Source organism: Reticulibacter mediterranei (assembly GCF_016587455.1).
On the sequence record NZ_BNJK01000001.1, the window covers coordinates 4,860,454 to 4,886,559 of the forward strand.

Genomic DNA, 26,106 nt, shown 5'->3' on the forward strand with positions numbered 1-26,106 from the left:
AGTTCTCATCATCGAGTTAATTATTACATTCATCTGCACGGAATAATAAGGAGACGGAACAATGACATGTACTGTGTGTGGCACACCGTTGCCCGGCGGAGTTGAGAGATGCCCTCGCTGTGGAACATATGTCGCTGCACCCCCTTCCTCTGACGTGCCTCCAACGGTAGCTGTGCCCCCGGTCAACCAGGGAGCTTCACCGACTCCTCCCACCATGTTTGCGCCGCATGGTATGTATCCAGGTCAGGGAGACGAACAACTGACTCCCACCGCTTATGCTCCACCAAATCAGCGCTTCCCGCAAGCGCCCGGTGGTTATCCGAATAGCAATTATGCTCCCCCAACGCCTCCGAATAATCAGTATGGGTATCAACAGGGCGTGCCACCGCTCCCGCAGTCTGTGCCACCCCTGCCACGCCAGTATGGGCCAGTGAGCGATGATAGCAGCTCTGGCAAAAAGGGGAGTCGCTCGCTGATTATAGGGCTGATCGCCCTGGTGGTTATTCTGTTAATTGGTAGCATTCCTATCCTGCTTGCCAGATCAAGTAACAGCGGATCACAGAGCCAGCAAACCTCTACTACAGGCGGCGCTACTGGTGGTGCGAAAGGGACGGCGCAGAGCAAAGCAACCAACCCACCAGCATCAGGTGTAACGCCAACGGTCGCGGCTCCCACACTGCCGAACGAGAAGAATCCCTATCCTCCTCAGACGGGAACACTGGTGTTGAAAGATCCTATGCATGACAATACTCAGGGGAATATGTGGCAGGAGGGGAGCAACAATGGCACTACCTGTCGCTTTAACGGGGGTAAATATCATGTTACGAAGGCCAGTGGCTCGGCGCTCTGTATTCCGCAATCACCCGCCGTTCTCCTGCAAAATGTGACCGTTGAGGCTGATCTGGCGATGCAGAGCGGAACGTATATGGGGCTGGCAACGCGTATCGATGCGCAACAGGGAACTGGGTATCTTTTTGTGGTTGGTACGGACGGCACATATGCTATCAATCAGGTCAACATCAAGGCCACTGGTAGCGGTCAGGTTCGCCAAATTCGCCAGGGCTTCAGTCAGGCTCTACCATTTGGGGCGAACCAGGTGAAGATGGCCGTTGTGGTGCGCGGTTCCCAATTGACCCTGTTCGTCAATAATCAGCAAATAGATAGTGTCAACGATTCCAGACTCAACAATCCCGGCGGAATTGGCGTTTTTGTCAATGGCAATTCCGCATTGGATCTCGCAGTGAGCAATGTGCGCGTCTGGAAGTTATAGATTGTCAAAAACAGAGGGGCTATTCAGATGGAGATTCGATGTCCATCTGAACGGCCTCTGCCAGAATAGGTTTCCCCTGAACAGGCGAGGAGAGGACGATAGAAGTGATGGACGGCCCATATTCCATCAGGCGGTAAATCAGCGCTTCCAGGTGGGCAGTTGAGGAGACCACAACTTTCATGATGAAACTATCGCCGCCGGTCACGCGATGACATTCTAAAATCTCCGGTTGCGTTTTCACCAGTTGTTTCACGTTTCTATCACTGGTAGTCGAAAAGGGCTTGGAAAACTGGCAAACAAAACATTGGGTGTTCATCGCAACGTATTATTGACTGCCATTACAACAAATGTGTTTAACCCTCACCCCTATCTGTTCTGGGCCACTGTAGGTACTACTTTGCTGCTGCAAGGCTTTGCCAGTTATGGCATAGGCGTTCCAATAAGCTTTCTAGCAGCTTTCTATGTGTTGCTTGTGGGCATGAAGATGCTCATCGTTTTTCTGCTGAACTGGGGTCGCAACTGGCTGCGTGGGAAAGTCTATCATGCTCTTTTAATTGCCAGCGGCGTGTTGTTAGCAATGCTGGGCATCTGGCTCTTCTGGGAAGGCTGGCAGGTGTTTTATTGATGATTGTCAATCATTGGTACGAAACAGTTCCTCCATCCCATACGTGACACGATTAAGACGAACGGACCGTCCATTTCGTTGTTCAGGGCGTTGGCCCATGAGATTCCCCTTTTTTGCTGGAATAGTGATTGTATTGTGAGTTTTTGCTGTATTGTAGGTGGTATCATAGAAGCTAGTCAATCTGAGCTACATATATACCCTGTGAAAAATGGCGATATACAATGACATGTAGCAGGTCTATCTGCTTCTATACTGGAGAGAGGTATCTTATCATGGCAAAACGGAGAGGCTCTATAGAGCACGAGGGGCTTCCTCTGCAGGAGCAGCAGGGAGAAGCGAAAATGGTGACTTGTGCTGCTATTGATATTGGGAGTAATAGTACAGAGGTGACGATAGCCCAATGCAATGCGAACCATCTTGATATTTTGCAGGAGGAATCGCAGATGGTTCGCCTGGGTGAGAGCGTGAAAAATGCGGGAGAGGTCACGCCGGACAAGCGCGAGGCCGTAATTGCAGCTGTGCGCCAGTATCTTGAGAAGGCCAGGGAGAGCGGGGTTGAGCGTGTGATTGCCGTCGCGACCCAGGCCACTCGCCAGGCGCGCAATCGAGACGCTTTTCTGGAAGATGTTCGCCGTGAGACCGGGCAGTCTGTCAACCTCATCAGTGGGAACGTCGAGGCTGCTCTTACCTATCATGGTGCCATCAGTCGCCCGGATACGCCAGCAGATGCCGGAGTGCTGGACGTTGGCGGTGGAAGCAGCGAACTGGTGACGGGACATGATAGGCATATTACGTGGCTCGTCTCTCTTCCCATCGGCTCTGGCTGGCTGCACGATCAATATCTTCTATCTGACCCGCCCAAAGAGGACGAGATCACGGAAGCGCAAAAGTTCCTGCACGATTATCTCCGCGATCTGCAAGTGCCAGAGTTGCCGCCATCGTTGATTGCGACCGGCTCCAGCGCGAAAGAACTCCTGAAGATCTGCAAGCAGGCATTGCACAAAGACGATGGCAGCGACCAGATGAATCGCCAGGATCTCGTGGCCTGTCAGGGGTTGTTGCATTCGTTGCCAGCGCAGGAGATTGCGCAACGCTACGGCCAGCAGATCGAGCGTGCGCAAGTGTTGCCAGGTGGCGCTCTGTTGCTTCTGGAAATGATGAATTATCTGAAGCTCGACGAGGTGCGGGTAACAAACCAGGGCGTTCCAGAGGGAGCATTGCTTGCTTATGCGCGCTACGGCGATCAATGGTTAGAGCATGCGGAAGTGAACGTTGAGGATGAACGAGTGGGTAAGGTGCCACCGCTGCCTAAAGAGACCGTGCAAAGTGAGCAGGCGCAACAGCAGCAGGAGACACTGATCGATTCGGCCCGTCAGGAATTGCCCAAACGCGTCAAGAAATTTGCCGAATGGCGCAAAGACGTGCTGAAAGACGAAGATATCGAGAATGTGCATAAGATGCGCGTTGCCTCGCGCCGTTTGCGCGCCACAATGGATGCGTATGAGGCGGCCTGCAAGCCGAAACCGTTCAAAAAAGCCTATCGCAACGTGCAGCAGGCGGCAGATCTGTTGGGGAGGGTGCGTGATACCGACGTGATGCTTCAGCACCTTCAGGAGCGAGAACAACAGGCCGCCACGCAAGAGCAAGCGGGTATGCAATGGCTGGCGAGTCGTCTGCAAGTCTATCGTAAAGAGCAGGTGCAAGCGTTGGAGGGCTTTTTGCAGAACTTCGACGAGGATGCATTGCGGAAACAGATCGAGGGCAGTATTGTGAAAGGAGGCTCATCCAATGGCAAAGGCCAGACCCATTAAAGGACTCGATATTCGGGGCAATACAAGCCAGAATGCGAGCATCATCGCGCGCACCCGGCTGGAAGATATCTATGCCTGGGAACAACATGTTGATGCTCCTTATGCGGTCCGCGAACTGCACAATATGCGCATTGCCACCAAACGCCTGCGCTATACGCTGGAAGTCTTCGAGGATTATCTGCCTGAAGCCTGTAAAGCAGCGGTTGAGGAGCTACAGCAAATGCAGGATGAGTTGGGCGCTATGCATGATAGCGATGTGCTGATTGCGCTGTTGCGGCTCTGTCTGGCAAATCAGGATAGCCCATTGAATAGCAAAGCAATCTCTGTTTCTGAGAAAGGGCCGCACAAGTCGTTTCTGCCCCAGGAGTTGATCGAGGTGATGGTTGATCCCCAGACCGCGCCGAATGCGGAGCAGCGCTATGGGCTGGAACAGCTATTGTATCAATTGGAGGGAGAGCGGCGGGAGCAATACCAGGCGTTTCGTCAGCACTGGTATCAACTCCAGGAGCAGGATTTCCGCAACAACCTGCAAGGCCAACTGGATAAGGTAAAGGAGCCGGTCACAGCGTAGAAACGTGGGCAGGGGAGCAAGGCTTCTCCTCATTCGCGGGCTTCTGTGATATACTGCATGTTCAAGATCGTATAAGCTGTTTCGTGCATGTTCGTTATATATCATGAAGTCCATCAGGGGAGAAGAAGAATGTTAACAGCCGAGCGCCGACAATATGTGCTTGCGGTTTTACAGCGCGATGGAAAAGTGGTTGCCCGCCAGCTCAGCGAAGAGTTGGGCTTGTCGGAGGATACGATCCGGCGAGATCTCCGTGATCTCGCCGCCGATGGGCTATTATTGCGCGTGCATGGAGGAGCCTTGCCCTGTTCGCCCGCGACCGCCAATTTTTCGGCCCGTTTTGCCCAGGCTCCCTTTGCCAAGAACGCGATTGCTCGTGCAGCGGCCCAACTTGTGCGCGATGGACAGGTGGTGCTGATGGATGGAGGCACCACCAATATTCAGGTCGCGCAACATCTCTCTCCCGATCTGGAGGCCACCATCATTACCAACAGTCCACCACTGGCGACCGCCTTGATCGACCATCCCCGCATCGAGGTGATCTTGCTGGGGGGTAAGCTCTACAAGCATTCGGCGGTCACGCTGGGGGCTGCAACGCTTGAAGAACTGCATATGGTGCGTGCTGACCTGTATATGCTGGGTATCTGTAGCCTGCATCCCGACGTTGGCATCAGCACGAACAACCTGGAAGAAGCCTATCTCAAGCGCGCGATGATGGCGTGCGCGGCAGATGTGGTCGCACTGGCCTCGCCAGAGAAACTGAACACCGCCGCACCCTACGTCATCGGCGAGTTGCGCGAACTCAGCGAGATCATCACTGAGCACACCATATCCGAAGAGCTGCTAGAGCCATATCGCGCGCTTGGCATCACCATTACCCAGGCCGATAGCGGTATGGTGAAATCTTGATCGGCAAAGGGGCGCGTTACTGTCCCGAGCGCGGGTTGATAAGCGGGTTAAGGACTTGCCAGCCGCGCACCAGCCCTTCATCGAATTTGTCGTTCCAATAGACAAAATCTTCGTGCTCAATGACGACGCCGCCGTCGTAGCCGATCTCGTCGAGTGCCGAAATAAAGGCCGCCCAGTTGATCTCGCCATAGCCAGGGATGCGGAAGCGGAAATAATCGCCGTTCACGCCGCCACGATAGCGTTGCTCTGGTAGCATCTCCGTGTCCTTTGCATGCACATGATAGATGCGATCCTTGAACTCGTGGAGGGCGCGGAGATGATTGATGCCCTGCCAGTAGAGATGCGACGGGTCAAATTCCAGTCCGATAGCCCGAGAAGGCACGACGCGGAACATAGTCTCCCACGTATCAGGAGAGCCTCCCATATTGACCGGCTTGAAGGGGAGATGCCCCCAGAAGCCCATCCAATTCTCGAAGGCAATTCGCAAACCGCGCTGTTCTGCACGTTCCGCGACGGGGCCAAAACGGTCCGCAAAGAGCTGTACATTGCCCTCCCAGTCGCGGTCGGCATCAAAACCACTCATGCTGGCGATTACATTGACGCCTAACCCCTCTGCAACGTCAAAGACGCGCTCATAGCCAGTTGTGAGATCTTCTTTGAAGGCTGGATGAGAGGCGACGCCGTAAGCGGCAAGCGCAGTGATCTCGATGTTGTTTTTTGCTGCCTGTTCTCGCACCTGAGCAACGGTTTCTTTGTTGATCGGACCATCGGCAACCTTGCCAAGCGCCTCGACGTTCAGCTCGATGGCCTGAAATCCCAGGCGAGCCGCCTTTTCGATGTCCTGACTGTGGGCAGTGAGAAAACCAAGTTTCATGCAACTTCCTTTCGTGGCTTCGCTGATAGGATTACTATGAGCATAGCACAGTGACTTTTGCTTGTAATTTTATCACTTCGTCGCTTGCAATCTTGGCTGATACGGGAAGATGAGGGTGTTCTTTTTTTGTGGGATTAGTGAAGAAGGATAAATTGATGAAAATCGATTGACGAGAGGAACTAGTAGTAATAGAATAAAAAGAGGAGAGAGACAGACAGACAGAAGTAACAAGGATGCATTCTCTTCCTATTGCTCTTCATTATTAAGCGCGACAGAAAGGGGGTATATGCGTGTCTCAGGCACAAGATGCAAACTCACAAAAAGAGAAAAAGGCACGTGAGCCAAAAGATCCCAATTTGCGTTGTCGTGCCTATAAGTTCAGGCTCTACCCCACAAAAAAGCAGGTGAGCAAGCTAGAGTGGATGTTACGTCGCTGTAAAGAACTCTATAATGCATGGGGTACTTCACACTAGACAGTAGGACTATTTGAAGCATATGTCCCTTCGTTACCGTGTAATAAAGAAGAATGTCGGGTTTTGTAGAAACGAGTTGTTCTGCCTAACCCGTGTAGTTCAAGATGAGAAAGGAAAACCATTATGGCAGAGGTAGCATACTGCGTGAAATGTAAAGAAAAACGCGAGATGAAGAATCCGCATCAGATCGAGATGAAGAACGGCAAGCCTGCTATGCAGGGAGAGTGCTCTGTATGCGGCACCAAGCTCACTCGCATTCTTTCCGCTAAAGCAAAGTAACGCTCACTTTCCACGAGATTGTAGTGCATCGAACGCAAGGTTCGATGCACTATTTTATGTCCGTACACAACAGAAGTACTATAGGTTGTATCGGTCTTTGTCATGAAAGATGGGGACAGCCTGAGCGATGTTGACGAAACGGTCTCTTCTATGACACAGTATCCATAATAGAGAAGCACATAACCGCATCTTGCTTTCAAACGTACTAAGTATAAGATGAGAAAGCTTGCGAAGGATCAGAGAGAAGAGCCGTGATAAACAACCATCCTGCACAGGAACAGCTTGCCGCTAATCTTGCTAAAGTGAGAGCGGCCATTGCCGCCGCTGCCCAACGAGCCAATCGCCATCCCTCGGATATTACGCTGGTTGCAGTCTCGAAGACCCATCCTGTCGAATTGGTAAAGCTGGCATATAATCTAGGAGTGACTGATTTCGGCGAAAATCGCGTTCAAGAAGCGCTGGCAAAGATTGCCGATTTTCATCCGCAAGATGTGCGCTGGCACATGATTGGTCACTTGCAGAGTAACAAAGCCGCAAAGGTTGTTGGTTCCTTTGATTACGTCCAGAGTGTGGACAGCTTTCACCTCGCTCAGACATTGCAGCGGCACGCCGTCGAACAGAACAGGCGCGTACCAATTCTGCTGGAGGTCAATGTTGCCAGTGAGGAGAGCAAGTCGGGGCTAACACTAGATGAGACACCGGGAGTGGCTCGCCAGATTGCAGCCCTTTCCCACCTTGAAATGCAGGGGCTGATGACGGTTGCCCCACGTGCAAGCGATCCCGAACTGGTACGACCAGTCTTTCGCGCGCTGCGTGGATTGCAAGATCGCTTGCGCCAGGAGCTACCTACATGCAGTTGGCATCACCTCTCAATGGGTATGACCGATGATTATAGTGTGGCGATTGAAGAAGGGGCAACTATTGTTCGTGTCGGACGGGCGATTTTTGGTGAACGCCCTTATGTCTAAAGGAGCTTATCTATGAAAGCTGATGATTTTCTGTTTGGTCGCCGTATTCGGCAAAACCATGCATTAGAGCATGCAACGATTACGATTCTAAGCGAGAGAGTTCCTGACTTGAGCGTCAGCGCCCGTTCCAGCTCGGATGGCTTTATTGTCTTTGGAGATGTAGATCTGGGCGAGTTGCGTCGTGCCTCCGAAGAAGCTCTACATCGCCTTCAAGCAGGTGAGGCAGAACTGGCAATTCATCCAAATTGCGGCACCAATCTGGCTGTTGGGGTTTCGCTGGTTACGCTGGGAACGTTGCTAGCCTTGATGTCCAGCCAGGTACGTACGCGTGTTGCTACTGCCGCCGCTTCATCGCTGGCCGGTTGGGTTGCTGCTCGTCCCGTTGGAGAGTATGTCCAGCGTCACTTTACAACGTTGCCCGATCTGCAAGGGGTGCGTGTGACGGAGATTGCCCGGCGCAAGTTCTTCGGGCTAACCTATATTGATGTGAGAACTGTTCAGGAGTAGGTCGTTTCATGCTACAACTTAATATTCTCCACGTGGCTGTACAGCTCTGCATTGGCATCATCATCGCTGCCATGTTCGTGCGTTTTATCGCCTCATTGTTCCAGATTGATGAGCGCTATGCCTTTATTCGCTTTCTGGCCTACATCACCGACCCATTTATTGTGCCGATGCGTCGGATTGTGAAGCCGGTCTGGGTGCTTGACCTCTCGTTCTTTATCGTCTGGTTTATGCTCAGCACGCTCCAATTGCTGCTGTTACAGTCGCTCCCGCCCGGCTGGTAGCGCTGAGTATGAGGTAAAACAACCTATGCGTATCAGCGTTCGCGTGATCCCGCGCAGCAGCAAAAACACGCTGGAATGGGATGAGGGCAGCATTCGAGCGCGGCTGACCGCCGCCCCGGTTGACGGGGCCGCCAATGCCGCGCTGATCGAATTGCTATCGAAGTGGCTTGATCTGCCCAGGCGCAATATCGAGATCGTGCGCGGCGCAACTGGCAGACAGAAGATCATTGAGATCTCCGGTATGACGTTGGAAGAGATAGAGCAGAGGATCAGGTGAGATCGCTCTGCGCTGTATTCTCGCTGTCCTGCTGCTCTGCGTGCAGTTCGCCGTGCCACAGATGACGCATCTCCTCACTTTCCTGCAAGAGCGTATCGAGCGTTCCCTCGGCCTCAATCTTTCCATCTTTGAGGACAATGATATGATCGGCATTGCGCAGTGTGGCGCGACGATGCGAAACGGCAAGGCAGGTCAGGCCCGGACGCTCTGTAAGTTGCTGCCAGAGCTGTTGTTCCGTCTCAACGTCGAGGGCGCTGGAGAGATCGTCCACCACCAGCAACTCGGCGTTACGAACAAACATGCGCGCCGCTGCCGTGCGCTGCATCTGTCCCCCCGATAGCTTGACTCCACGCGATCCTACCATCGTTTCCAGGCCGCGCTCCAGTTCGGTAATATCGCGCTCCAGCACTGCCGACTGCACCGCTCCTGGAAGGTCCACGCGCTCTTCAGACAGACCCAGCAGGATATTGTCTTTGAGCGTCTGGCTGAACAGGCGCGGCACCTGTGATGTATAGGCGCTGCGTGGTGGCACAAAGAAGCTGGCTGGATCTTCCACCGGTTCGCCATTCCAGCAAATCGTGCCCCGCTCTTTCGGCAACAACCCCAGTAGCGTGCGCAAGAGCGTTGTCTTGCCCGCACCGATGCGCCCGGTGACGACTGTAAAAGAACCGCGCGGAATGTGCAGGTCGATCCCTTCTACGCCGCGTTCGGTGCCAGCATAGCGATACGTCAAGCCCTCTATCGTGACCTGTTCCAGTTCATCGGTAGGTGCCTTCGCGATAACAGGCAGTGCTGGGAAATCACCACGCAGATAGAGCGGGTGATGTTTCACCAGCAGTTCGGATGGTGCGCCCTGCAACAGCGCTATCAGGCGTTCCAGCGATACCTGCATCAGGCTGTGCTTTGCAATAAAATCGCCCGCTATGCCGATGACGAAGGTCAACCATGACAGATAAGACACGAAGAGAGCGAAGTCGCCCACACTAAAAGATCTGCTCGCCATTGCCTGAGCAGCTGCCAGCAACAGTAATCCGGTCCCGATACTGGCGGCATTGCCCGAGACGGCATCGACGATCTTGGTTTGCAGAGTATCACGTAGCGCCGCTCTGCGACGCCTTTCATTGAGCTTCTCGAAGTGTTTGACGACATGCTGTTCGGCATGAGCAACTTTGATGATGGTGACGGCCCCAAACACATCGCCCATCAGTCCTGTCACGCTGCCAATGGCCTTCTGATTGGCCTGGCGAAAATGGCGAATGCGCTTCTTGAGTAAATTGACCACAACCACCACTACCAGCATCGGTATAAAAACCAGCAGCGTAATCAGTGGCGAGATGCGCACGAGAATTATCAGTGCCACGATTAGCGCCACAAACTGCCCGATGGGGTCCGAGAGCCAGGAGCCGAAGGTGCCGACATTTTCCACATCGTTGCGAAAGCGGCTGATGGCCTCACCGGTCGAAGCTGGGAGCGCGTTTGCTCCGGGCCGCTGCAAGATACGCTCGAACAGGTTGCGTTGTAGCAGCGACATAAAGATGGCGTTGAGCGTCGTTTCAGCATACTGGCCGATAAAGAGCATGCTATGGCGCGTGATCGCCACCCCGATCAACAGTGCCACAAAGCTCCAGATACTCGTAGCGGCAGGTGCAGAATGGGTCAAGCTATCGAATATTTGCCGCTCGATCAGTCCCGGAATCAGCGGAAACAGGTAGAGAAAGATCACATAGCTCATCCCCATTGCGAGGTAGAGCCAGGGCTGAAAACAGAACAGACGCCAGATAAACCACATCGGTTTTCTCATATCATCACCTCCTCAAGGCCGGTACGCAGCAGATGGGCGAAACGTGAGTCGGGATTGCGCGCCAGCTCCTCGCGCTTTCCATACTCACAACGGGAGCCATCTTCCAGAATGAGGATCGTATCGGCGTGCAGGACCGTTGCCAGGCGATGCGCAATAATGATGCCAGTGCGGGACTCCATCAAGCGATCTACGGCATGTTCAAGGCGGCGCTCAGTGGCCGGATCAAGGCGCGATGAGGCTTCATCCAGAATGACGATGCGTGGATCTTTGAGAAAGACGCGCGCAAACGAGATAAGCTGTGCTTCACCCGCTGAAAGGCCGCTGCCTCCTGGAGCCAGCACCGTGTCCAATCCTTCCGGCAGCGACTCGTACCATTGTGCCAATCCCAACTCTTCCAGTGCTTGAACGATCTTCCCATCGGGAATATTTGTATCGAAAAGGGTGAGATTATCGCGGACAGTGGCGTGGAGGATTTGCACATCTTGCGTGACCATGCCGATGCTGCTACGGAGAGAGGCGAGTTGCAAGGTGCATAGATCGTTGCTGCCAACGCGAATCGCGCCCTGCTGGGGATCATAGAGCCGTGTAAGCAGTTTGGTGATCGTACTCTTGCCGCTGCCGGTGCGTCCCAGCAATCCCATCACTGTTCCCGCTGGCTGGGAGAAGGAGATATGTTTCAAGACCGGTACGTCCTGAGCGTAGGCAAACGAAACGTCATCGAAGACAATCGAGAGCGGCCCATCAGGCAAGTTTTGTTTGCCATCTTGAATGGTGCTATGGACCTTGAACAGATCCAGCACACGCTTGATGCTGCCGGACGCCTGTTGCAGATCGCGCATCTGGCGTACTATCTCTTGAAGGGGATCGTTGATCAGATTGGTATAGCCGAAGATCAGATAGACGGTGCCGAGCGTGGCGGAGCCTTCTCGAAACAGGTAAACACCCATTGCCAGTGCCACTGCACTGCCAGCCGCAAAGAATATGGGAGGAATTATCCAACTCACCGAGCTTCTGATCGCCGCACGCTGGGTCATACGCACACGCTGACGGGTCTTTTCTGCCAGCCCACGTAGCATATACAGAGTGCCGCCGCTGGAACGGATATCCTCGGTTCCTGCCAACCGCTCTTCGATAAAGCCAAAGAGATCGGCGCTGGCCTGGCGCTCTCTCTCCCAGGCGTTAGCGCTGAGATTGCGCAGACGATATAACACAATGAGACAGATGAAGCAGAAGGTCGTCACTATCAGCCCGACGCGCCAATCGATGCGATAGAGCAGGATCAACACGCCCAATATCAGGAGCAGATTGCCGAACAGTGCAACCAGGAAGCGCGAGAAGAAGTTGCCAAGCGTCGAGACATCGCCATCGATCCGTTCGATCAGCTCGCCCGGTGTGTGAGACGTATGAAAGGCCGGGTCCAGTTGGAGACAATGCAGCATCAGCTCTGAACGCATGTGATTGGTCGCTAATTGACTGAGATTCTCCGCCATATAGCCCTCACAGACCGCCACACACTGCTTGAGGACGGCTACTACGAGAAAGAGCAACGCCGTAGAGATCAGCGTGGAGATAGCGCCTCCAGAGCTGATCGTATCGATAAAGATGCGAATCATCTGCGGATTGAGTAGTGCCAGTCCCATATTGATCAGAAGGAGCAGCAATAAAAAGAGTGCCAGAGACCACTGTGGTTTCAGGTATTTGAGCAGCAAATCCCGATATTGCCTTAATTGGAGGTCCACAAAGTTGCCTTTCTGAATAGCTGGTTGGTTTTAAGCACACGACGATACGGTCAGATAATGTAAGAAAAAGAGGAAGAGGCATGCAGAGATTGATAAAGGGCGTCACAGAGAGGGAGTCAACCGGAACAGCCAGGATGGAGCGTCCAGCGCGACCATAAAATGGTCTGTGACGATATCAATGCATGTCTTTGCAGATGCGAGTGCGTGGCAACTTCTTCATGAAAAGGGTTCCTTTCTGTATCACATCCTTTATAGAATACCTGACAGATTGCGCTTTGTAAAGTGTTGAGGCGGGCAATTCTGTTTTCGGAGTACAACAAAAAAAGCGGGAAACATTGATGTTTCCCGCTTTTTTTGTTCGACTAATAATAGATATTGCCGGAGACCTTGTAAGAGGCGGTGGCCCCGTTGCCCTGGAACTGCAAATGGAACGATGTACCAGCGCTGAGTCCGCTCTTGATCAGCAGCTTGCTGCCAACAGACGTATATTTGACCCAGCTACCGCAGGAGCCGCTCGCGGTACAGAGCCGTACCTCGGTATCTTTGACCGAAGGTGCGCTGCTAAAGGCGAAGTATACTTTCCCGCCACAATTCCCGCTGACGGTCCGATAGGTGCCACCATTGCTGGAGGCATAGCCGTTGCCGTGATAGATTGGATTCGATGAAACCGAACCGGTAGTACATGTCTTCGGTTTCGGCGTAGGAGTAGGAGTCGGCTTGGCCGGCGTAGGAGTCGGTGTAGGAGGAACCGGAGTTGCCGTTGGTGTGGGAGTCGGCTCCTCCGCTGTTGGGGGAGGAGTCGGCTCAGGTGTTTCCACCGTTGGAGTCGGGGTAGGATCGGGAATAGTCTCAGTAGGCGGCGTATCAACGGTAGGGGTGACGCCAGGATTAGGCGTGGCTGTAGGCGTCGTGCCATCAGTTGGAGTAGTTGTAGGAGTGATGAGCGATGTTGGTGTAGGTGTTGGAACAGGTATTGGTGGTGTAGGCGTTGGGATAGGTGTGGGCGTTGGCACCACAACACGAGTAGGGGTCGGCGTTGGAACCGGGATGGTTGGAGGAATAACAGGCGGCGTCTCTGTCGTTGCGCCAGTATCGGTTGTGTCAGGAGTCGGGGTAGGAGTAGGCGTGGGCGTGTCGGTCGGTTCGGGAGTGGCCGTTGGTGTTGGGGTCGGTGTGCTGGTGGACCCAGGCGATCCCGGTTTTGAGAAATATTGTTCATAGAGTGAGCGCATGACCTGGCCCTGGACCATAATCTGGTCATTGCTGTTGACGGTGGGCGTTGAGCTTTTCGTGCCGGAATATTGCATGGAGGCAAAGACCTGATTGGTTGCCAGCGTTTGCATTGCGCTTTTGGTCCAGGTGGTGAGAAAGGTGCTATCGTTGCCTTTCCCGTCGCTGTTCTGAGCGTTGGCGGCGTAGTTCCACTCGGTAATCATGATTGGCAGCGTCGTTTGCAACAACCCCTTCATCAAGGTGCGAGCCGAGGCAATGTGTTGGTTCCACGCGCTGATGCCATTGATACACTGTTGCTTGCTCCAGGTGCCATCGCAGGTGAACTCGTGCCAACTGACCTCGTTGGGCAGAGGCTGGGCATTGCGTAAAAAGGAGCGTAAGTAGTTTTGATCGTAGTGATAGGTCACGGGTCCGATGAACTGTCCGTTGGGGGCCAGGCGTTTCAATGGTGGAATATTGGCATTCCAATCAGCCGTATATTGCTCAGCGGAGACGCCAAGGACATCTTCCTCATCGCCATATTCATAGTAGACCGTCGTGTTGCCAAAGACCTGTTTCATCGTCTGCACTACCAGCGTATTATCGGCCTGAGCATACGCATACAGCGATCCATGCAATGGGACCAGCGGTACGGCCTTGAGGCTCTGAACATAAAGGGCCATATTTTTGATGTCGGTCTGAGAGGGATTTTCTGCAAAAGAGATACGGATGATTTGCAGATGCATATTTTGTAGCACATCAGTAACTTGCGTTGAGGGCTGCGCTCGCTGCTTCGTATCGGTCGTGAAATCGAGATTGGTGCCGAAGAGGAGCGGCGAGACATTTGCAATCTTGGTTGGAGCAGGGGTGCGCGTGGGAGTGGTGGTTGGTGGAGATGGATTGGAGAGATCGGTCAGGTTGGACACCAGGATGTAGATGAACATGATAGCACCCACCACAATTGCGCCAAGAAATAAGATACGTTTGGCAGGCTCTGGCATTTCGACGAAGCGCATGTGAAGCTCCCTCTTTAAAAAAAATTAAGATCCTTCTATACATCCTCTACCTTGCCTCGTGAGCATTATCAGCATACTTTATAGTTTACATCAAAGCTAGAGAAAAGTCTTCATCTTTGTGAAAAGAGGGCTATCCAGGCGTCTACAAAAAAGCGAGAGGAGTTGTTAAAAAACAGCTCCTCTCGCTTGATAATGTATGATGAGCACCTGAACGCAGTGGAGCGAGTATCAACAGTGGCCGAGCGAATGCCAGGTTTGTGGGCCAACAATGCCATCCACCCCAATCTTTGCCTTCTTCTGCCAGCTTTTTACGGCGTACTGCGTATTTGGCCCGAAATCGCCGTCAACTGCCAGCGCTTTGCCGTCCTGACCCTTCATCCCGTGACTATTCAAATCCTTCTGCAACGTCTTTACCAACGAACCCGTACTGCCAGATTGGATCGTTGCCGGACAAACCGGCTTGGGAGTAGGCGTGGGCGTTGGTTTTGGTTTGGGAGTAGGCGTGGGCGTCGGTGTAGGAGTAGGCGTGGGTGTGGGAGTAGGCTCTTCCACTGTTGGAGAAGGAGTAGGCTCTTCCACTGTTGGAGAAGGAGTAGGCTCGGGAGTTTCCACCGTTGGAGTAGGTGTTGGTGGCGTGTCGGTCGGTGTAGTTTCGATCGTAGGCGTTGCGGCAGGCGTGGGCGTCGCTTCATCTGTAGGAGTGGGTGTGGGCGTCGCTTCACCAATAGGCGTGGGCGTTACGAGCGGTGTGGGCGTAGGAGCCACAACTGGTGTCGGAGTAGGTGTTGGGATAGGCGCGGGTGTAGGAGTTGGGACAGGTGTGGGCGTTGGCACCACAACACGAGTAGGGGTCGGCGTTGGAACCGGGATGGTTGGAGGAATAACAGGCGGCGTCTCTGTCGTTGCGCCAGTATCGGTTGTGTCAGGAGTCGGGGTAGGAGTAGGCGTGGGCGTGTCGGTCGGTTCGGGAGTGGCCGTTGGTGTTGGGGTCGGTGTGCTGGTGGACCCAGGCGATCCCGGTTTTGAGAAATATTGTTCATAGAGTGAGCGCATGACCTGGCCCTGGACCATAATCTGGTCATTGCTGTTGACGGTGGGCGTTGAGCTTTTCGTGCCGGAATATTGCATGGAGGCAAAGACCTGATTGGTTGCCAGCGTTTGCATTGCGCTTTTGGTCCAGGTGGTGAGAAAGGTGCTATCGTTGCCTTTCCCATCGCTGTTCTGAGCGTTGGCGGCGTAGTTCCACTCGGTAATCATGATTGGCAGCGTCGTTTGCAACAACCCCTTCATCAAGGTGCGAGCCGAGGCAATGTGTTGGTTCCACGCGCTGATGCCATTGATACACTGTTGCTTACTCCAGGTGCCATCGCAGGTGAACTCGTGCCAACTGACCTCGTTGGGCAGAGGCTGGGCATTGCGTAAAAAGGAGCGTAAGTAGTCTTGATCGTAGTGATAGGTCACAGGTCCGATGAACTGTCCGTTGGGGGCCAGGCGTTTCAATGGTGGAATATTGGCATTCCAATCAGCCGTATATTGCTCAGCGGAGACGCCAAGGACATCTTCCTCATCGCCATATTCATAGTAGACCGTCGTGTTGCCAAAGACCTGTTTCATCGTCTGCACTACCAGCGTATTATCGGCCTGAGCATGCGCATACAGCGATCCATGCAATGGGACCAGCGGTACGGCCTTGAGGCTCTGAACATAAAGGGCCATATTTTTGATGTCGGTCTGAGAGGGATTTTCTGCAAAAGAGATACGGATGATTTGCAGATGCATATTTTGTAGCACATCAGTAACTTGCGTTGAGGGCTGCGCTCGCTGCTTCGTATCGGTCGTGAAATCGAGATTGGTGCCGAAGAGGAGCGGCGAGACATTTGCAATCTTGGTTGGAGCAGGGGTGCGCGTGGGAGTGGTGGTTGGTGGAGATGGATTGGAGAGATCGGTCAGGTTGGACACCAGGATGTAGATGAACATGATAGCACCCACCACAATTGCGCCAAGAAATAAGATACGTTTGGCAGGCTCTGGCATTTCGACGAAGCGCATGTGAAGCTCCCTCTTTAAAAAAAATTAAGATCCTTCTATATACCCCCCACCTTTTCCTTACGATAAGTGATGCACATACTTTACAGTTTACACCAAAGCTAGAGAAAAGTCTGCATCTGTGCGAAAAGAAGGCTATCCAACTTCAACCTGAGTTGGATAGCCTTCTTTAGTTGATACTAATGCTGCTATAAAATGCCTGCCGGGTTACTTTTGTCCGCTGGCGGTGGCGGCGCTTTCTGGAATCTGTGCAACTTTGGCGGGAATGCCATCGCGCAACTGTAACGCCGGAACGCTGGTTGCGCGGCGCTGGGCACGAATGGCGGGGGCTTGAGCGCGACGTGTACTCGACACGGTGGCGCGACCCACAATCCAGATGAAGCCAAAGACCATCGCCCAGTTCACGATACCTAGAACGACCAGGAAGACCCAGGCCGGTGCTGCGAACGCGTTCACGATCAGGTATAGGCCAGCCGTCACAATAATGTTGACGAGTGTGACCGGAATGAGGATCAGCCAGGCAAACTGCATCAGCTGGTCAGAACGCAGGCGCGGCAACGTTGTGCGTACCCAGATGAAGACGAGGCAGAGCAGGTAGATCTTGAGGATCAGATAGACCATGCCCAGAAGGTTGCCCAGCAAGCCCCAGCCAGGATTGTTCAGACCTGTGAGATAGGCCACACCGGGACCGGAGAAGCCGCCCAGGAAGAGATACGAGGCTATGGCGGACACGATGGTCATATTGCCATATTCGCCCAGGAAGAACATCGCCCAGCGCATGCCGCTGTACTCGGTCATATATCCCGCGACCAGTTCAGACTCGGCCTCTGGCAGGTCGAACGGAGCGCGGTTGGTCTCGGCCAGACCGCAGATATAGTAGATGGCGAGCATGAGTGGCTGCACCAGGAAGAACCAGGCCCAGGGAGTGAAGCCCTGGAAGATGAAGTCCAGTACAGGAATGCCGGTATTGTGCCAGACATTCTGGAACTTCTGAATCTCGACCAGTGCAAGGGTTCCGATACCAGATGGGCCGGAGGGATAACCGGGCAGCCCGACCAGAACGCTGGTGAGCATAATTATGCTAATCAGCGAGAGGACCAGGGGCAGTTCGTAGGAGATCATCTGCGCCGCCGAACGCAGTCCGCCAATCAACGAATACTTATTGTTGGACCCCCAACCGGCCATAATCACGCCGACGACATCGATTGAACTCATCGCCACGTAGTAGACAATACCGGTAGCAATGGCGCTGCCTGGAATGCTGATGAAGGGCGAAAAAGGAAGGACGGCAAAAACGCCGATCACCGGAGCCAGAAAGACTGCCGGAGCTAACAGATAGATTGCTTTATCGCTATTCGCGACTCGAATATCTTCCTTCAAGAGCAGCTTCACCACATCGGCTACCGTCTGCAATAGTCCCCAGGGTCCGGTATGCATTGGTCCTAAGCGGTCCTGCATCCAGCCCATGACTTTGCGTTCGGCCAGGACCAGGAGAGTCGCGCTCGTCAAAACGAACCCGAAGAAAGAGAGGAATGCTACAACAAACTGTAGAAAATCCCACGAGATAATTCCGTGCCAGAGTTGTAGATACCATATATCGTCTGCAATAGAAATGTTCATAAGAGATAACTCCAGCTGCGAATGTACAGGGGTGAGTCGCCTGTATACATTCGCGATCAGCTTTATCGGTCAACCTCACCTAATACAATATCGGTACTACCCATAATTGCCACCACGTCGCTCATCTTGTGGCCGCGCAGCAATTCTGGCAAGACCTGCAAGTTCACAAAGGATGGACCGCGCAATTTTGCACGCCAGGGATATTCGCTGCCATCGCTGATAAAGTAGACGCCCAGCTCGCCTTTGCTGCTCTCGATCGCGAAGTAGGTTTCACCACGCGGTGGGCGCAGGGCGATAGGCGTACGGGTACTGATCGGGCCGCCAGGCAGCTTATCAATGGCAACGCGGCAGAGGCGGATGCTCTCGTAGATTTCTTGCAAGCGCACTTTATAGCGCGCATAGCAGTCGCCCTCCTGTCGCACCTGAACGTTGACTGGTACTTCGCGGTAGGCCATGTAGGGGCGATTGACGCGCAGATCCCAGTTGATGCCGCTGGCGCGCAGCATTGGGCCGGTCAGTCCATAGGCCAGCGCTTGCTGAGGATCGATATACCCAACGCCCTGTGTGCGAGCCTCGAAGATTTCGTTGCCAGTGATGAGCCGGTCCAGCTCGTCCGTATTCTTTTCTAGTTGGTCGAGGAATGCTTCACATTCTTTGAGCCAATCTTTGGGGAAATCATGCAGCACGCCGCCGACGCGAATATAGTTGACGTTGAAGCGACTGCCGCCCAGCGCCTCGAACAGCGAGAGAATGCCTTCGCGATCACGGAACGTCCAGAGAATGGGGGTAAAGGCTCCAAGATCGACAAGATATGTGCCAATTGCAACCAGATGACTGGCGATACGCTGCATCTCGCCGGTGAGCAGACGAATATATTGTGCGCGACGTGGTAGCTCGATGCCCATTACCTGTTCAACAGCACCAGCATAGGCAATTTCATTAAGCATAGGGGAGAGGTAATCAGCATTGTCCATATAGCGAATGCCGCCCATAATCGGACGATTTTCCAGGATTTTCTCAATGCCGCGATGCAAATAGCCGATGACCGGAGTACAGTCAACTACCGTCTCTCCTTCAAGCGTCAGCACCAGTCGTAACACGCCGTGTGTACTGGGGTGCTGCGGACCCATGTTTAGCAGCATCTCCTGTGACTTGAGACCCTCTTCCGACTCTTGCGTCGCGGTGCCGGGAGTCATGCCGTTCTCTTGGTCTGTAGCCATGAATGACCTCTTTTATACTGTGTTACTTTCTCTCTCGAAACAATTGATTTACTATATCTTTTTATTGTTGCTTCTGTCCGCTTTGGATTTTCCGCAGACGCAGCCAGAAACTATAGGCCCACATCAGGGCCATCAACGCGGCGATGCCACCGTAGAGATAACGATTTGGATCGGTTGTAAAAAAGGAAAATGAGATCGCCAGACCCAGGCATCCCAGCGTGACCATTCCGGGCATAATCAATGCCTGATAGCTACTGACTCTGGATGTCTGCTCTATGCGCCTGGCAGCGCGTGTAGTATGTACCGTTTGTCTGTCAGTTGTCGTACTGGCAGGGGCATCAGTCGTACGTCGTTGCGTTGTACTGGCTGTGTTCCTATGCGCAGTCCCCTTTTTATTGTTTCGTCTCGCCTTTGGCATGCCACCCACTCACGTCCTCTCCGGCGTCTATTTATCGGAACATTAACTGTTGCCGGACACCGCTTCGCCTTCCGGGTTGGCCTCTTCCTGATTGGCCTCATCATTGCCGTGGAAGGCATGACCGAAAGTTGGGGTGCCGGGATGCAGGCGCTCTTCCATTCCCTGGCCCAGTTTCTTCTGAACCACGCGTTCAAGGTTCTGTTGCTGGAATTTGCCGGAGATTGCCATATTGGGATCAACCTGCGTGGTAGCGCGCGGCTTCACCGTCATTGGAACCTGATGGAAGCTTTTGAGCAGGGGATAGCCCTCGAAATCGTCATCGAGCAGCATGCGCCTCAGATCGGGGTGGCCTGCGAAACGGATGCCATACATATCGTAGGTCTCGCGCTCCAGCCAGTTCGCTGTCGGCCAGACCGAGACGACGCTATCAACCTCCGGGTTCTGCGTGTCGATACGGACTTTCAACTGGATCAGCTGGCCGCGCGTGGTGGCACGAATGTTGTAGACCGTCTCCAGATGATCGAGCATATCGACGCCCGAAATACAACTGAGCAGATCAAAACCAAGCTGGTCACGTAAAAAACGGCAGACCGCAACAAGATGTTCGCGGTCAATATCCAGGGCGAGATAATCGCCTCTGAGTGTCTTAGGGCTTACAGGTTTCCCTGTAATTTGTGCTATAGGGGCCAGATCGCGGGCGAGCGCGGCATTCTGGTCTCGATACCCAGTTGTGGCGCTGGGCATACTCCGTGAACGCGGTACTAGATCCATCGAGTCACTCCCTTGCGCCAGGCATAGACGAGGCCGAGCGCGAGAACCACAATAAAGAAGAGCATTTCAACAAAGCCGAATATACTTAATTGTTTAAATATGACTGCCCAGGAAATGATAAACACAATATCTACATCAAATGCGACAAAAAGTAGTGCGAAAATGTAGAATCCCAGCGGATACTGAACCCAGGCCGAGCCAATCGGTGTCTCTCCTGACTCGTAGGTCTGCAACTTCTCTTTTGTGTGTTTATGAGGCGCAAGCAAATTAGCAAGGACTGTGACGACAATAACAAAAACAAATCCGGCTGCTAATAAGATGCCTGCGTAAAGATATGCTATATTCGCTGACACAAGCAATCCCTCCAATAACTGCCCTGTCCGGTTGACACGGGCAAGAAGTACTGCATTGATTATAGCACAGGGTGGAAGGTGCGACCAATCGGGGGAGTAGCCTCTACGGAAACAGCGGGCGACCACAAGTGTCGCACCCTACCATACGCGATGGTGAATCGCACGGCCCGTTTATGGCAGGGCGCGACACTTGTGGTCGCTCGGGGTGTTGATGGTTCGCACAGGAGATATGCATTACTGCCTCTTTCCTTGCGTGAACCACCAGGGGGCCTCGCTCTGTCTGAGAACCGCCGCTAGAGCTGCGGCAGTTGGATGGTGTCGGGTTTGTCGATAAGCTGGAAGCTGGGCACCTGTTCTTGTTGATCGTTTTCCTGCACCGAAACGACGATCACGCTGACGTTATCCTCGCCGCCGCCATCCAATGCTGCCTGGATCAGTGCATCGGCTGTCTGGTTGGGATTGGGCGTCGTAGTCCTGATGACCTCTTCGATCTTGGGATCGCGTACCATGTCCCACAGCCCATCGGAGCAGAGCAGGAACTTGTCGCCGGGCACGAGATGGACAGTAAAGGTATCGACCTCGACGACCGGTTTTTCGCCCAGACTGCGATAGATCTGGTTTCGTTTAGGATGGGTGTAGATATCGTCAGGCTTGATAATACCAGCCTCGACCAGGCTTGCCACCACCGAGTGGTCGTTGGTGACTTTCCTTAAGCCCTTGCCCTCGCGATAGAGATAGGTGCGGCTGTCACCCACGTTGGCTACATACGCCGTCGTGTTGACGATCAGGCAGGCAGTCATGGTCGTTCCCATATCGGCTCCCTTCTCCATATTATTGGAGTGGACCGCCTGATTTGCCTGCTGCACACCCTCGCCCAGCAAGCGTTCGAGCAGGTCATCCTGCAAATCGCTGAGCTTCATCAGCTTGGGCAATAAGAAATCGATGATGGTCTGAATTGCTTTGCGGCTGGCATCCTGTCCGTTGGCGTGTCCTCCCATGCCATCGGCTACGACAAACAGGCCGATATGCAGGGGTGATGCGTTATCGCCACGAATGCTTTGTGCGGCGAAGAGACTATCTTCGTTGGGCTTGTATCGGCGCTTGATGCCTGGATCGGAGCGCGTTCCCACCGCGAAGGCGACGTTGTGTCCATGCCAGCGCTGAAGGCCGTATGGCTCGGTTGCATCGTTCTCTCCCTGCCCATTCAGTCTGCCGCCGGGCGTCATCTCTATTGTTGGCTGTTCGGCCAGAGGGCCGGAAGAAACCAGCGTCGGCTGATCTGCCATAGAACGGGCTACTGGCGGTGCTGGTGTTCTCAGGCGCATATGAATGCCGGATTCGGACGGAGAGAGCCAGGTCTGGCAGTGTGGGCACCGAGTCGCACCCTTTGCCACCGGTTCGCCGCAATTGGGGCAACGTAGCTCTGGAACGGGTGGCAGCGGGCTGGTTTTCACATCTCCAGCCCGCATGGGAGGAGCACCGGGCTGCATCTGCATGGTTGGCTGTTGCGCCCATGTCGCCTGCTGCTGCTGGCCCTCTTCCATCATCATACGCTGAGCTGCCAGCGTTGCATCGCGATTGGCCTGGGCGAATTCGTCTTCGAGGCGCTTTTTACGAGCGCGCGAGCGACCAAAGATCAGGCTCACAATAATGATGATGGCGATGAGCAGGATCAAGCCAACAACGCTGGCGAGCCAGATCGGAACGCCCTCAATCTTGCCATCCTGGAACAGCGAGGTGCCAGAAGAAACAGGCGTATTGGTGGGCCTGGGTGTGGGTGTGGCGCTCAGCGCGGCCGCGTGCGCGGTCTGAGCAAACTTCTGCGCCCCCTCGAACTGATTATTGACTGTTGCCGCTGCATTGAATGATTGCTCGGCATCAGCATACTGACTGCGATAATAGGCGGTAATGCCGTTATTCCAATTATCGTGGACGATGTTGGAGGGAGGATTTTTGATTGCATCAACGGTCTGCAACAGCTTATTAATATCAGTACTATTGACCTGTTTCCCATCAGCCGTTGTCATGGCAGCCAGCTCACCCGTGCTATTTACAAGTGGCATGCCCGCTTCTTTTTCTGCGCTGGTGAAGTCCTGTTGCGTGGCGATGGCTTTGCGTGTAGGTGTAAGGTACTGCTGAATCTGGGGCTTAAAATTGCTCACCTGTTTGGTGTCACTGATCGAAGAAAGTGGCACCGCTACCGTGTTGATATCCTTTGAAAGATAGATCGCCGCCTGTGGGGTAGGATCAGCAACCGCAAGATCAAGGAAAGGGAGAAGCTTGATCGAGGTGCCGCCAAAGGAAAGCAGAGCCAGATTGTTTTGGGTATGAATTGCGTCTTTCAACGCGGCTTCGTCAATGGTGGCAATAGGAGATACGGGTTGCTGACTGTTGTAGGCGCTGCTCATGTAAATTTCAATCGAGCTGAGCGTCGCGGCTGGATGTGCTGGCACACACTGCGCCTTGCCTGTGTCAAGTAAACTGGCATTGGTCAGCACCCAGTTCACCTGTTGATTGTTTTTGCCAGTTAGCCCACTGCCCACCAGCACGCCCAGACCGGTACATTGGGCCGTTGTTGCTGGGGCTGATCCCTGCTTCGATTGATTGGGTTGACTGTACGAAATCAGCAGGCGTACAACCGAGACCCCTGCGCGCGTGAGATCCTGTGGTTGCGGCGTTGGTGAACCTTGATGAGAAGACGCCAGAGCGGGTGAAATGAAAAACAGTGATGATAGCAGCGCAATAAGGAATCCGCTGAGGGCGCGACCTGTATATTGGCCCGCCCTCATTTGCCTTTGAGATAGACTGCTATGTGTACTCATTGACACATTCCCCTTCATGCCGGATATACAGCGCATAGAAATCGCCTCTTACCGTCCTAAACGCGCTCGTAAACGTTGATACGTCTGCTGTACCGCCGGATCATTACCCAAGGGTGCTATGATATAACTGCACTCACGCAACGCATCTTCTAATTTGTTTTGCATCTCGTACACCTGGCAAAGCATAAAGCGTACCCGGTGTTCGGCAGGATTAATAACGAGAGCCTGCACAAAAGCATGCTCAGCTACCGGCAATTGATTGATCCGCTGAGCGAGTTGCCCAAGAGTCAACGCAAAATGGAGCGCCGGCTGTACCGGTTGCCTGGGCACCAGTTGCAGAGCTTCCTGATACTCGCGTAAGGCAGGCTCTAATTGACCGGTCTTCTCGTAGCATTGCCCCAATCGGAAATGAGCCTCAGCATCTTTCGGATTCAAACTCAGGGATTTGATATACGCCGGGATAGCCTGAGCCGGTTGAGGGCGCAGGAACAGCCAGATATCGCCGACCAGCTTGTGTGTTTCGGCATCATCCGGGTTGAATTGTAGAGATTTATTATAGGCTTGTAGCGCCAGTTCGATCTGGGGTGGCACGCGCCGGGCAAAAACCTGGCCGAAGAGTTTATGGACCACCGGGTTATTCGGTTCTACTCCACATGCCTGCATGACAGCTTTGTAGGCCTCTTCGATGCGATTGGTTGCCAGATGTCCCTGGGCTGCAACGATATAAGATGCAGCTGGCCCGGTGATTGTCCCGCCCGCCGATTGTGGAACGTTCGGCGTCAATGGGCTACCGGAAGGGCCGCTACCGGGTTGACTCAAATTTGCCGGTGGCGTGACTGGATGGACAGATGGTCCTGACCCTGGTTGGCCTGCACCTGGAGAGAGAGGCGGCGTGACGGTAATGGGAGGGAGATTGATAATAGCTCGCTCCATCTCCGCGCTATTTGGCCAGCGCTGATCCGGGTTGCTGCCCAGCGCTTTCATAAGAACCTGCTCAAAGGCAGGGGAAATATCGGGCCGCAACGAGCGAATCGGTGGGAACGAGAAGATGTGCGGCTTGTTATTGGCGGCATCGTGACATGTCAACACGCGATGCAGCGTTGCCCCCAGCGCATAGAGATCACTACGTGGTTCGGGCATGCCGTAGACCTGTTCCGGTGGCGCGTAGCCGACGGTCATAATAATCGTGGACTGACGCTGCGATTGGAAGGTACGAGCAATACCGAAGTCGATCAATTTAACTTCATCACGTGACGTGACCATGATATTAGATGGCTTGAGGTCGCGAAAGATAATGGGCGGCGTCTGGTTATGCAGATAGCTCAGCACGCTGCACACCTGTCTGGCCCAGTTGCGTGCTCGTGCCTCCGTGACTCCACGAGCGCCATTGACGCCCATCACATGGCCCTCTTTCTCCAGCACGCCCGCGAGTGTCATGCCATCGATGAAGTCCATTACCAGATAATGTTTGCCACCCTCCATGAAGAAGTCGCGGACACGTGGAATGCAGGGATGATTAAGGTCGAGCAGCAGGGTTGCTTCGCGCTCAAACCACTCTACCGCCTGTTGTCTTTCCGCATCTGAATTGAAGTCATCGAGCATCTCTTTGACGGCGCATGGACGATTAAAGCGTTTATCAGTTGCCAGATAGACGGCTCCCATCCCACCAGCGGCGACCGGGCGCTCAATTCGGTAGCGTGCATCAGATAGCTCTGTTCCAGGGGCCAGGCGACGACGTTGCCCTCCACTATCGGCTGACGACGAGGAGGAGGCAGACTGTCCGGCATTGGAAGAGGGTATGGATGCAAACTGTGCCCCCGATGGACGTGGCTGGTCTGTTCCATTGCCGCCCTGTCCGCTGGCATGGCGCACTGATGATATATTGTTTGGATCAGAATAATTACTAGCCATATCTTTATATACCGCTCTATAACTGCCTGAACTCCTTCTTGCCCTCTAAACGCATGTGTTCTATGGGCGGTCCAGGAAACATATACTCCACTCGACAAGTTTCATACTCATATTGGGGGCATTATAACACATCTTTCTGTTCGTGAGCAGTAGCCTATTCCACTGCCAGAGTGCGGTCTGGCTAACAATTCTGCTCACTTCCTTTAATCTCAACCGCTTCTTCCCATCTTATTTATCGAGAATATATCACATGATCGAAAAAATCCACCATTTTTACCAATATGGTACCACAGCACTACTGCTCGTACAACCTGTGCTGGCTATATTCTCAACCA

At 53.6% G+C, this 26,106-nt stretch carries 24 protein-coding genes; 11 read left to right on the top strand and 13 right to left on the bottom strand.

Features of this window, described 5'->3' with window-relative positions; all coding sequences use genetic code 11:
* Positions 1-61 precede the first annotated feature (61 nt).
* The gene (locus K3T83_RS20950) at positions 62-1,270 is read left to right on the top strand and encodes a LamG-like jellyroll fold domain-containing protein (RefSeq protein WP_220204885.1); all 1,209 of its coding nucleotides are present in this window, start codon (positions 62-64) and stop codon (positions 1,268-1,270) included.
* A 19-nt stretch (positions 1,271-1,289) separates the two neighbouring features.
* Here the strand turns inward: K3T83_RS20950 and K3T83_RS20955 are convergent, their stop codons facing one another.
* On the bottom strand, positions 1,290-1,523 hold the full coding sequence (locus tag K3T83_RS20955; protein ID WP_220204886.1) for an Lrp/AsnC ligand binding domain-containing protein: 234 nt from the start codon (positions 1,521-1,523) through the stop codon (positions 1,290-1,292).
* A 51-nt stretch (positions 1,524-1,574) separates the two neighbouring features.
* Between K3T83_RS20955 and K3T83_RS20960 the strand changes: the two genes are divergently transcribed.
* The 4 genes from K3T83_RS20960 to K3T83_RS20975 all read left to right on the top strand — a co-directional run bounded on the left by K3T83_RS20960 (position 1,575) and on the right by K3T83_RS20975 (position 5,183).
* A complete protein-coding gene (locus tag K3T83_RS20960; RefSeq protein ID WP_220204887.1) occupies positions 1,575-1,895 on the top strand; it encodes a hypothetical protein in 321 nt (106 codons plus the stop codon).
* 272 nt (positions 1,896-2,167) lie between these two features.
* Entirely contained in the window at positions 2,168-3,706 is a 1,539-nt protein-coding gene (locus tag K3T83_RS57260; protein ID WP_220204888.1) for a Ppx/GppA phosphatase family protein, read from the top strand.
* Complete coding sequence (locus K3T83_RS57265; RefSeq protein ID WP_220204889.1) at positions 3,684-4,277, top strand: CHAD domain-containing protein; 594 nt, start codon at positions 3,684-3,686, stop codon at positions 4,275-4,277. Before K3T83_RS57260 ends, K3T83_RS57265 begins: the two co-directional genes overlap by 23 nt.
* A 129-nt stretch (positions 4,278-4,406) precedes the next feature.
* Entirely contained in the window at positions 4,407-5,183 is a 777-nt protein-coding gene (locus K3T83_RS20975; protein ID WP_220204890.1) for a DeoR/GlpR family DNA-binding transcription regulator, read from the top strand.
* Positions 5,184-5,199: 16 nt separating this feature from the next.
* Here the strand turns inward: K3T83_RS20975 and K3T83_RS20980 are convergent, their stop codons facing one another.
* On the bottom strand, positions 5,200-6,057 hold the full coding sequence (locus tag K3T83_RS20980) for a sugar phosphate isomerase/epimerase family protein (protein ID WP_220204891.1): 858 nt from the start codon (positions 6,055-6,057) through the stop codon (positions 5,200-5,202).
* Positions 6,058-6,347: 290 nt separating this feature from the next.
* Between K3T83_RS20980 and K3T83_RS20985 the strand changes: the two genes are divergently transcribed.
* The 6 genes from K3T83_RS20985 to K3T83_RS21010 all read left to right on the top strand — a co-directional run bounded on the left by K3T83_RS20985 (position 6,348) and on the right by K3T83_RS21010 (position 8,842).
* Positions 6,348-6,530: a helix-turn-helix domain-containing protein gene (locus tag K3T83_RS20985; RefSeq protein ID WP_220204892.1), complete on the top strand. Its 183-nt coding sequence runs from the start codon at positions 6,348-6,350 to the stop codon at positions 6,528-6,530.
* Positions 6,531-6,653: 123 nt separating this feature from the next.
* The gene (locus K3T83_RS20990) at positions 6,654-6,809 is read left to right on the top strand and encodes a DUF5679 domain-containing protein (RefSeq protein WP_220204893.1); all 156 of its coding nucleotides are present in this window, start codon (positions 6,654-6,656) and stop codon (positions 6,807-6,809) included.
* Between the two features lie 251 nt (positions 6,810-7,060).
* Positions 7,061-7,777, top strand: a complete 717-nt coding sequence (locus K3T83_RS20995; RefSeq protein ID WP_220204894.1) for a YggS family pyridoxal phosphate-dependent enzyme — start codon at positions 7,061-7,063, stop codon at positions 7,775-7,777.
* 12 nt (positions 7,778-7,789) lie between these two features.
* Entirely contained in the window at positions 7,790-8,284 is a 495-nt protein-coding gene (locus K3T83_RS21000; RefSeq protein ID WP_220204895.1) for a DUF6391 domain-containing protein, read from the top strand.
* An 8-nt stretch (positions 8,285-8,292) separates the two neighbouring features.
* A complete protein-coding gene (locus K3T83_RS21005; RefSeq protein ID WP_220204896.1) occupies positions 8,293-8,565 on the top strand; it encodes a YggT family protein in 273 nt (90 codons plus the stop codon).
* 25 nt (positions 8,566-8,590) lie between these two features.
* A complete protein-coding gene (locus K3T83_RS21010; protein ID WP_220204897.1) occupies positions 8,591-8,842 on the top strand; it encodes a DUF167 domain-containing protein in 252 nt (83 codons plus the stop codon).
* Here the strand turns inward: K3T83_RS21010 and K3T83_RS21015 are convergent.
* The 11 genes from K3T83_RS21015 to K3T83_RS21065 all read right to left on the bottom strand — a co-directional run bounded on the left by K3T83_RS21015 (position 8,835) and on the right by K3T83_RS21065 (position 25,771).
* Positions 8,835-10,643, bottom strand: a complete 1,809-nt coding sequence (locus tag K3T83_RS21015; protein WP_220204898.1) for an ABC transporter ATP-binding protein — start codon at positions 10,641-10,643, stop codon at positions 8,835-8,837. The two genes, K3T83_RS21010 and K3T83_RS21015, sit on opposite strands and share 8 nt — an antisense overlap.
* Positions 10,640-12,382, bottom strand: coding sequence for an ABC transporter ATP-binding protein (locus K3T83_RS21020; protein ID WP_220204899.1), 1,743 nt, complete (start codon positions 12,380-12,382; stop codon positions 10,640-10,642). Before K3T83_RS21020 ends, K3T83_RS21015 begins: the two co-directional genes overlap by 4 nt.
* Before the next feature lie 362 nt (positions 12,383-12,744).
* Entirely contained in the window at positions 12,745-14,610 is a 1,866-nt protein-coding gene (locus tag K3T83_RS21025) for a hypothetical protein (RefSeq protein WP_220204900.1), read from the bottom strand.
* A 228-nt stretch (positions 14,611-14,838) separates the two neighbouring features.
* Positions 14,839-16,659 carry a peptidoglycan-binding domain-containing protein gene (locus tag K3T83_RS21030; protein WP_220204901.1) on the bottom strand — a complete coding sequence of 607 codons (1,821 nt, stop codon included), beginning with the start codon at positions 16,657-16,659 and terminating at the stop codon, positions 14,839-14,841.
* Between the two features lie 204 nt (positions 16,660-16,863).
* Positions 16,864-18,276 carry a complex I subunit 1/NuoH family protein gene (locus tag K3T83_RS21035; protein WP_220204902.1) on the bottom strand — a complete coding sequence of 471 codons (1,413 nt, stop codon included), beginning with the start codon at positions 18,274-18,276 and terminating at the stop codon, positions 16,864-16,866.
* 62 nt (positions 18,277-18,338) lie between these two features.
* On the bottom strand, positions 18,339-19,496 hold the full coding sequence (locus K3T83_RS21040) for an NADH-quinone oxidoreductase subunit D (protein ID WP_220204903.1): 1,158 nt from the start codon (positions 19,494-19,496) through the stop codon (positions 18,339-18,341).
* A 61-nt stretch (positions 19,497-19,557) separates the two neighbouring features.
* Positions 19,558-19,914 (bottom strand): hypothetical protein, encoded by a 357-nt coding sequence (locus K3T83_RS21045; protein ID WP_220204904.1) that lies wholly within the window; start codon positions 19,912-19,914, stop codon positions 19,558-19,560.
* A 42-nt stretch (positions 19,915-19,956) separates the two neighbouring features.
* Positions 19,957-20,685 carry an NADH-quinone oxidoreductase subunit C gene (locus tag K3T83_RS21050; RefSeq protein WP_220204905.1) on the bottom strand — a complete coding sequence of 243 codons (729 nt, stop codon included), beginning with the start codon at positions 20,683-20,685 and terminating at the stop codon, positions 19,957-19,959.
* A complete protein-coding gene (locus K3T83_RS21055; RefSeq protein WP_220204906.1) occupies positions 20,676-21,038 on the bottom strand; it encodes an NADH-quinone oxidoreductase subunit A in 363 nt (120 codons plus the stop codon). The genes K3T83_RS21050 and K3T83_RS21055 overlap by 10 nt, the downstream gene beginning before the upstream one ends.
* Positions 21,039-21,331: 293 nt before the next feature.
* Entirely contained in the window at positions 21,332-23,860 is a 2,529-nt protein-coding gene (locus tag K3T83_RS21060) for a PP2C family protein-serine/threonine phosphatase (protein WP_220204907.1), read from the bottom strand.
* 48 nt (positions 23,861-23,908) lie between these two features.
* Positions 23,909-25,771, bottom strand: coding sequence for a serine/threonine-protein kinase (locus K3T83_RS21065; protein ID WP_220204908.1), 1,863 nt, complete (start codon positions 25,769-25,771; stop codon positions 23,909-23,911).
* Positions 25,772-26,106: the final 335 nt, after the last annotated feature.